The following is a 528-nucleotide window of genomic DNA, read 5'->3' on the forward strand; positions in this document are numbered from 1 at the left end:
CGGGAATGAACCACGCGCCGTCGGTCGTGACGATTCCGCCGTCAGACTCGATCGCGATCGTGCCGTCGGATCCGAAGAAACCGGTCGCTTGGGCGTTAAAGACGCCGTTCGTGAGGTCGATATCGTCCGCGGCGGACAGGTCGATGTCGCCGGGAGCCACGAGCGCCGTAGCGGTGACCGTAGCCCCGCGGGCGGCGATTCGGCCTCCCGAGGCGATCTCGATGTCGCCGCCGGACAGACCGAACCAGCCGGTGAACGAGGTGTCTATCCTCGCGCCAGCGATCGAGACGTCTCCGTCCGCGGCGAGGTCTATTGACCCCGCCGACACCGAGACCCCGTCTCGCACCGTGATGCGGTCGGCCTCGGCCGAGAATCCCCCACGGATCGCCGCGTTGTCGAAGATGACGAGGTGGCCGTCGAACTCTCCGCGATCCGCCAGTTCCCCCGCAGAGAACGTCTCGTCGGCGGTCCCGTCCCCGTCACGGTCGACGTACGCGACGCCGTCGCCCTCGGGAGCAAGCACTTCGA

The 528-nt window shown here is 67.8% G+C and carries 1 pseudogene; it reads right to left on the reverse strand.

Annotated elements, in window-relative coordinates:
* Window positions 1-528 (reverse strand): annotated as a pseudogene (locus DVK07_RS23050) (type IV pilin); the annotation flags it as partial.

This window comes from Halorubrum sp. Atlit-26R, from assembly GCF_003666015.1.
Classification (GTDB): domain Archaea; phylum Halobacteriota; class Halobacteria; order Halobacteriales; family Haloferacaceae; genus Halorubrum.